Source organism: Psychrobacter sp. 4Dc (assembly GCF_002836715.1).
Lineage (GTDB): Bacteria > Pseudomonadota > Gammaproteobacteria > Pseudomonadales > Moraxellaceae > Psychrobacter.
On record NZ_PJAT01000101.1, the window covers coordinates 23310 to 30285 of the forward strand.

Annotated in this window: 5 protein-coding genes; 4 read left to right on the forward strand and 1 reads right to left on the reverse strand. The window is 41.9% G+C overall.

What is annotated here, in order from left to right:
* Positions 1 to 2 precede the first annotated feature (2 nt).
* Positions 3 to 1238 (reverse strand): beta-ketoacyl-ACP synthase II, encoded by a 1236-nt coding sequence (locus tag CXF61_RS08595; protein WP_165597913.1) that lies wholly within the window; start codon positions 1236 to 1238, stop codon positions 3 to 5.
* A 499-nt stretch (positions 1239 to 1737) separates the two neighbouring features.
* Between CXF61_RS08595 and CXF61_RS08600 the strand changes: the two genes are divergently transcribed.
* The 4 genes from CXF61_RS08600 (at position 1738) to fusA (ending at position 6774) form a co-directional block, all read left to right on the forward strand.
* Positions 1738 to 2829 (forward strand): EcsC family protein, encoded by a 1092-nt coding sequence (locus CXF61_RS08600; protein ID WP_165597914.1) that lies wholly within the window; start codon positions 1738 to 1740, stop codon positions 2827 to 2829.
* Between the two features lie 411 nt (positions 2830 to 3240).
* Positions 3241 to 3615, forward strand: a complete 375-nt coding sequence (gene rpsL, locus CXF61_RS08605) for a 30S ribosomal protein S12 (protein WP_011281154.1) — start codon at positions 3241 to 3243, stop codon at positions 3613 to 3615.
* Between the two features lie 215 nt (positions 3616 to 3830).
* Positions 3831 to 4304: a 30S ribosomal protein S7 gene (gene rpsG, locus CXF61_RS08610; protein ID WP_057761735.1), complete on the forward strand. Its 474-nt coding sequence runs from the start codon at positions 3831 to 3833 to the stop codon at positions 4302 to 4304.
* A 343-nt stretch (positions 4305 to 4647) separates the two neighbouring features.
* A complete protein-coding gene (fusA, locus tag CXF61_RS08615; protein ID WP_101205359.1) occupies positions 4648 to 6774 on the forward strand; it encodes an elongation factor G in 2127 nt (708 codons plus the stop codon).
* The last annotated feature ends 202 nt before the right edge of the window (positions 6775 to 6976 follow it).

Genomic DNA, 6976 nt, shown 5'->3' on the forward strand with positions numbered 1-6976 from the left:
GGTTAAGCGTCAAACTTTTTGATAATTAGCGTAGCGTTAGTACCACCAAAGCCAAAGCTATTACTCATCAAGGTTTCAAGATTTGCTTCACGCATTTCGGTGACGATATCGAAACCTTCAGCAGCAGGATCTAAGTTATCAACATTGATACTCGGAGCGATAAAGCCGTCCTGTAGCATTAGCAGACAGTAAATCAGCTCTTGTGCACCAACAGCACCCAAGCTATGGCCTGTCATTGATTTGGTTGAGCTGATAGCAGGTACTTTACTGACGTCATTATCAAATACTTTAGCAATCGCTTTAAGCTCAGTAATATCGCCCAGTGGTGTACTAGTACCATGACTATTGATGTAATCGACACTTTCTAGACCCGCTTCAGTTAAGGCTTGTTGCATACAGCGAACAGCACCTTCACCGCTTGGCGCAACCATTTCTGCACCATCAGAGCTGGCACCATAGCCAACGATTTCAGCCAAAATATTAGCGCCGCGTGCTTGAGCATGTTCCAGACTCTCTACAACCACCATCGCGCCACCAGCAGCAATCACAAAACCGTCACGGTCTTTGTCATAGGCTCTTGAGGCAAGTTTTGGTGTGTCGTTATACTGAGTACTAACTGCGCCCATAGCATCAAACATACAAGACTGCGTCCAATGCTCAGCTTCACTACCACCAGCCAATATCACATCGGCTTTACCCAATTGGATAAGCTCAGCAGCATGACCGATACAGTGTGTCGAAGTCGCACAAGCAGAGGCGAGAGAGTAGGAGACGCCTTGGATTTTGAGGCCAGTTGCTAAAGCAGCTGATACTGAGCTGCCCATTGTCTTTGGTACTGCCATTGCGCCGACACCGCGTAGACCTTTTTCGCGCATAGCATCGATAGCATTGACGATATTTTCTGTTGATGCGCCGCCCGAACTTGCCACCACACCCACTCGTGGGTTGTTATTGATAGTATCAAGCGATAGTCCTGAGTGCTCAATCGCATTTAGCGCACTAACATAAGCATAGAGACTAGCGTCACTAAAGAACCGTTTCAGCTTACGATCGATACCACTGGTATCCAGTTCTGATTGATTGATACTACCGCTCACGTGTGATTTAAACTCGTGCTCAGCATAAGAATCATTAAATGTAATGCCAGACTGACCTTCTTTGAGGGCAGTGGTGACAGTATCTAAATCATGTCCAATACAAGAGACAATCCCTGCTCCAGTAATAACGACGCGGCGCATATGCTATTCCTTATAAGTAACGACTTGCTAGCAGTTGGTTGCAATAATCGTGGTAAATCTATATATGATGTTTAACTATGAGTTAATTCGAGCATTATAATGAAAAAATAGTCTATGTAGATAACGATAGCATGAATTTAGGTAACGAAATTCTGTTAACGGTCTATCAGAGGCAATATAAATTCAGTGTACAATTATGCTCTCAGTTATGGCACATGATAACGTATCAAGCACTGGAAATCTTTGGACAAGTGTAAAATAACGACAAAATAACACTTATGACTGAGTTTTGAGTAAAGAGATGAGAAGCTAAGACTAGCTACTGACTATGGACGGAATTATACTTTAGATACAAAATTTGTGATTCTAATAACATTGTTCGCACTGACACCAGTTACGATAACTGGCTAAAATAATAGATTCATTATTATTAATAATTAACTATCATATTAAAATACAACTATATTAAAAACCAACTCATCATATTAAGGACATCACGATGGCAAAGCGTAGTACTCTTTCTAAAAGCATCAATACTATTGGATCTTTTACTCGAAACAACCTAGAGCGCGTAGGGGCTATGATTGACAGCGTAAATGCTAAAACAGGCAAACCGCGTCAATATAAAGCCGTCGACCTAGGAGATGAAGACTACCAACAAGACTTGTTTCGTGAGCAAACGTTGAAGGCGACGCAGCAACTATTAGGACCACGCTTTGCTACTTATGGTAAATACGCCAAGAAAGTCGTGCCGAATAGCTTTTTCCAATCGACAGTTGACGGCGCATTTGCCCAAGTAGCCAACCTCGCTGCCAACTGGAGCCAACTCGACTTACCTAATGAGCATCGTTTTGCCAATATTGCTACTTTAGATGACGAAGAGCGTTATGCGCTAGCTACTGATATCGCTAATCAAAACCGCGCGCTTGCAATGATGGGTGGTTTGACAGGTTTGGCAGGTCTACCAGGTTTGCTAGCTGATACATTGTGGCTATTATTGGTTTCATTACGTACGGTTTATCAGATTGCTGCTGTATATAATAAGCCGCTGACAGGTAAGCAAGGCGTCAAGATGGCGTACGAACTACTATCAAACGCTGATTTGAGCAAAATGCAAGAAAAACAAGCGCTATTAGCTGGTCTAGGTATTGGTAAAGGTTTGCTTGATAATGCTCAGAGCAACGGATTACATAGTGAACTTAAAAATCTCGGTCTGAAAAATAAAAATGTAAATTTCTATGCTGAGCAAATAGACAAAGTCGCCAGTCAAGTAGGTATTGATTTAGATCAGATTAATTTATCATGGGTTCGTCGTTTTATTCCTGTCACCGCAGTAGCGATCGGCATGCACTATAACAGCCAATTGATCGACGAAGTTATTGGCGTTGCTCAAGCGACCTTTGCACCAGAAGCAAAATTGGCTAATCGTGCTATTACTGATGACAGCAGCAGTGAGGCTAAAGTAGAAAAGGCTGATACTAATGAGGCGAAAAAAGACACAGAGCACAAAGAAAAAAGCAATGATTCAGAAGAAGAAACTAGCAGTAAAAAAGACTCAGACAAGCAAACGTCTGATAAAAAAGCCAAGTAATAAACATATTATTTGCTAGTTGGGTTAGATATTTATAAGCACCACGGTATTTATCTTGGTTTGATTGAGCAATACGACTTGAAAATTAGGATAAATACCACCACTTAGTTACTATCAAGTACCATTTCAATGTTAAACATCTTTTCTTAATGATGCTTGAGCTCGCTTTGTTTGCTTTATTTATTACGCTATTTTTCGGCGAAAAATCTATAAAGTGATACAATGAGAGGCTGAATGCATATCTGTCAAATGTTGTAAAGCGAAACCATTCATAAGTGGTTGAAATAGCAGCAACAACTCTTTATAATACACTGTCCTAAAAATGGGTGCCCCGAAATCTGCAATTATTGTCAGATAGATGGTGCATTGGCCCATTTTTTTGTTTTATACCAAACGGGAGAAGGATGCCTTATGGCAACAACTAACCAATTGATTCGTAAAGGTCGCAAAACCATCAAGGAAAAGTCAAAAGTTCCTGCGTTGGAAGCGTGCCCACAGCGTCGCGGTGTATGTACTCGTGTATATACTACCACGCCAAAAAAACCTAACTCTGCCATGCGTAAAGTATGTCGTGTACGTTTGACTTCAGGCTATGAAGTATCAAGCTACATCGGTGGCGAAGGTCATAACCTACAAGAGCACAGTGTTGTTCTAATCCGTGGTGGTCGTGTAAAAGATCTACCAGGTGTACGTTATCACACTGTTCGCGGTGCATTAGATTGCGCAGGCGTTAAAGACCGTAAGCAAGGTCGCTCTAAGTACGGTGCTAAGAAGCCTAAAGTTTAATAACTAAACGTTATTAGATAAGCTTTTTGCATTACCCAATAACTGTGCATGGGTTTGGTGTCAGTAGTATCGCTTTTATATAAATATATATCTGGGATTTGCTCTTAAAACATACCACCATGCAGTAAGGCTAACTGATAACTCACTGCTATATCCTAATGATAAGTAGTCGATGTTGTGAATGTTAGACACTCCTGAAGATAAGGAAATTTATTATGCCAAGACGTCGCGTCGTTGCTGCCCGTGAGATCCTACCGGATCCTAAGTTTGGTAGCCAAACTGTTGCAAAATTCATCAACCATGTAATGAGTGATGGTAAAAAATCTACTGCTGAGCGTATCGTTTACGGTGCACTTGAGACAGTAAGTGAGAAGCGTAAAGTTGAAGATCCAGTATCTTTCTTCGAAGAAGTGCTAGAAAATGTACGCCCAATGGTAGAAGTAAAAGCTCGCCGCGTTGGCGGTGCAACCTATCAAGTACCAATGGAAGTACGCCCCTCCCGTCGTACTGCATTGGCTATGCGTTGGTTAGCTGAAGCTGCTGCTAAGCGTTCTGAAAAATCAATGGCTTTGCGTTTAGCTGGCGAATTGAATGATGCTGCTGATGGCAAAGGCGCTGCTATGAAAAAGCGTGACGAAGTTCACCGCATGGCAGATGCTAACAAAGCATTCTCTCATTACCGTTTCTAAGCTACTTTTTAATAGTAGCTTGAGATTAGAGGCTCATGCCATTTAATCTTACATTGTTGTTTATTCTATTGATTGCCGCCATCATCATTCGGTCATATATAAATGTTATTTATTGATGACTGAGGTGGCGGACATCTATCCAGATGTCTCTCTTAACAAATACAGTTTTTGCTGGAGAGCATCCCAAATTTGATGCCGCACTATTCTTAGTATTTGCTCTTTTTTTGTCCGTATTAGGCTCAATAATCAGTAAGTAATATTACGAAGCTGAACGCTTTGTCATAGAGTATGAGGTAGAGACACAATACATTATTATATACACGACTTTTCCTAGGAAAACACTATGGCTCGTAAAACTCCCCTAAAACGCTATCGCAATATTGGTATCTCAGCGCACATCGATGCTGGTAAGACAACCACTACAGAGCGTGTTTTATTCTATACCGGTGTTAGCCACAAAATTGGCGAAGTACATGATGGCGCAGCCACTATGGACTGGATGGAGCAAGAACAAGAGCGTGGTATTACTATTACCTCAGCGGCAACAACTTGTTTTTGGTCAGGTATGGCTAAACAGTTTGACGAACACCGTATCAACATCATCGATACCCCAGGTCACGTTGACTTCACGATCGAAGTTGAACGTTCTATGCGTGTACTTGATGGCGCTTGCATGGTTTACTGTGCAGTAGGCGGCGTTCAGCCACAGTCTGAGACCGTATGGCGTCAGGCGAACAAATATAAAGTACCACGTCTTGCATTTGTAAACAAAATGGATCGTGTTGGTGCTGATTTCTATCGTGTTATCGAACAGATCAAAACTCGCTTAGGCGGTAACCCTGTACCATTGGTTATTCCAATCGGTAAAGAAGATGACTTCGAAGGCGTTGTTGATCTAGTGACCATGAAAGCTATCTATTGGGACGAAGCGTCTCAAGGTATGCAGTATGATGAGCGCGAAATCCCAACTGAACTACAAGAAAAAGCAGCAGAATACCGCGAGCATCTTGTAGAAAACGCTGCTGAAGCAAACGAAGAGTTGATGAACGAATACCTAGAAAACGGTGAATTGACTGTAGAACAAATTCACGGTGCTATTCGTCAGTTAACTATCGATAACGAAATCATCCCGCTTCTTTGTGGTACTGCCTTTAAGAACAAAGGTGTACAGAAGATGCTAGATGCCGTTATTCAGTATCTACCTGCACCAATTGACGTACCTGCTATTAAAGGTATTCTTGATGACAAAGACGAAAGCGAAGGCAGCCGTGAAGCATCAGATGAAGCACCTTTCTCAGCACTAGCGTTCAAAATCATGAATGACAAATTCGTTGGTAACTTAACCTTCGTACGTGTTTATTCTGGTGTAATGAAGCAGGGTAGCAGTGTTTATAATCCAGTTAAGATGAAGCGTGAGCGTGTTGGTCGTATCGTACAGATGATGGCAAACTCTCAAGAAGAGCTTGCAGAGATTCGTACTGGTGATATCGCAGCTCTAGTCGGCATGAAAGATGTGACTACTGGTGATACGCTATGTGATGAAGACAACGTGATCACTCTTGAGCGTATGGAATTCCCAGATCCAGTTATCTCTCTAGCTGTTGAGCCAAAGACCAAAGCTGACCAAGAAAAAATGTCAATCGCTCTTGGCCGTTTGGCAAAAGAAGATCCATCGTTCCGTGTACACACTGACGAAGAATCTGGTCAGACAATCATCAGTGGTATGGGTGAGCTACATCTAGAGATTCTTGTTGACCGTATGAAGCGTGAATTCAACGTTGAAGCAAACATCGGTGCACCTCAGGTTGCTTATCGTGAGACGATTCGTAACACTGTTGAACAAGAAGGCAAATTCGTACGTCAAACAGGTGGTCGTGGTAAGTTTGGTCACGTATGGTTACGTCTTGAGCCACTTGATCCAGCTGGCGACACTGAATATGAATTCGCTGAAGAAGTTGTTGGTGGTACTGTACCAAAAGAATTCCACGGTGCTGTTGATAAAGGTATCCAAGAGCGCATGAAAAACGGCGTACTTGCAGGCTACCCAGTAGTTGGCGTAAAAGCGACCTTGTATGATGGTTCTTATCATGACGTTGACTCTGATGAATTGTCATTTAAGATGGCTGGTTCTATGGCCTTCAGAAAAGGTTTCTTAGCAGCTGATCCAGCGCTACTTGAGCCAGTAATGAAAGTAGAAGTTGAAACACCTGAAGACTACATGGGCGACATTATGGGCGATCTTAACCGTCGTCGTGGTTTGGTACAGGGTATGGAAGATCTACCTGGCGGTACTAAACAGATTCGTGCTGAAGTACCATTAGCGGAAATGTTTGGTTATGCCACTCAAATGCGCTCTATGTCACAAGGCCGTGCAACTTACTCAATGGAATTCCAAAAGTACGCTGAAATTCCAAAATCAGTTGCTGCTGAAATCATCTCTAAGTTCAACTCTAAAGATGATGACGAGTAAATAAAACTTACTGAAAGTGACAATATAGAGTATGTCTGTGTATTGTCACCGAAGAATACGCCAATAACTTGTTAAAAGACTTGTTATTGGCCGCGATTTTCTTATAATATCTGCACATTAGTATGTGCAACCTTTTAACAATTATCTTAATGTGGTCAAAATCGTCTTAATAATCATATTTATATGAGTTAAGTCTTGAACC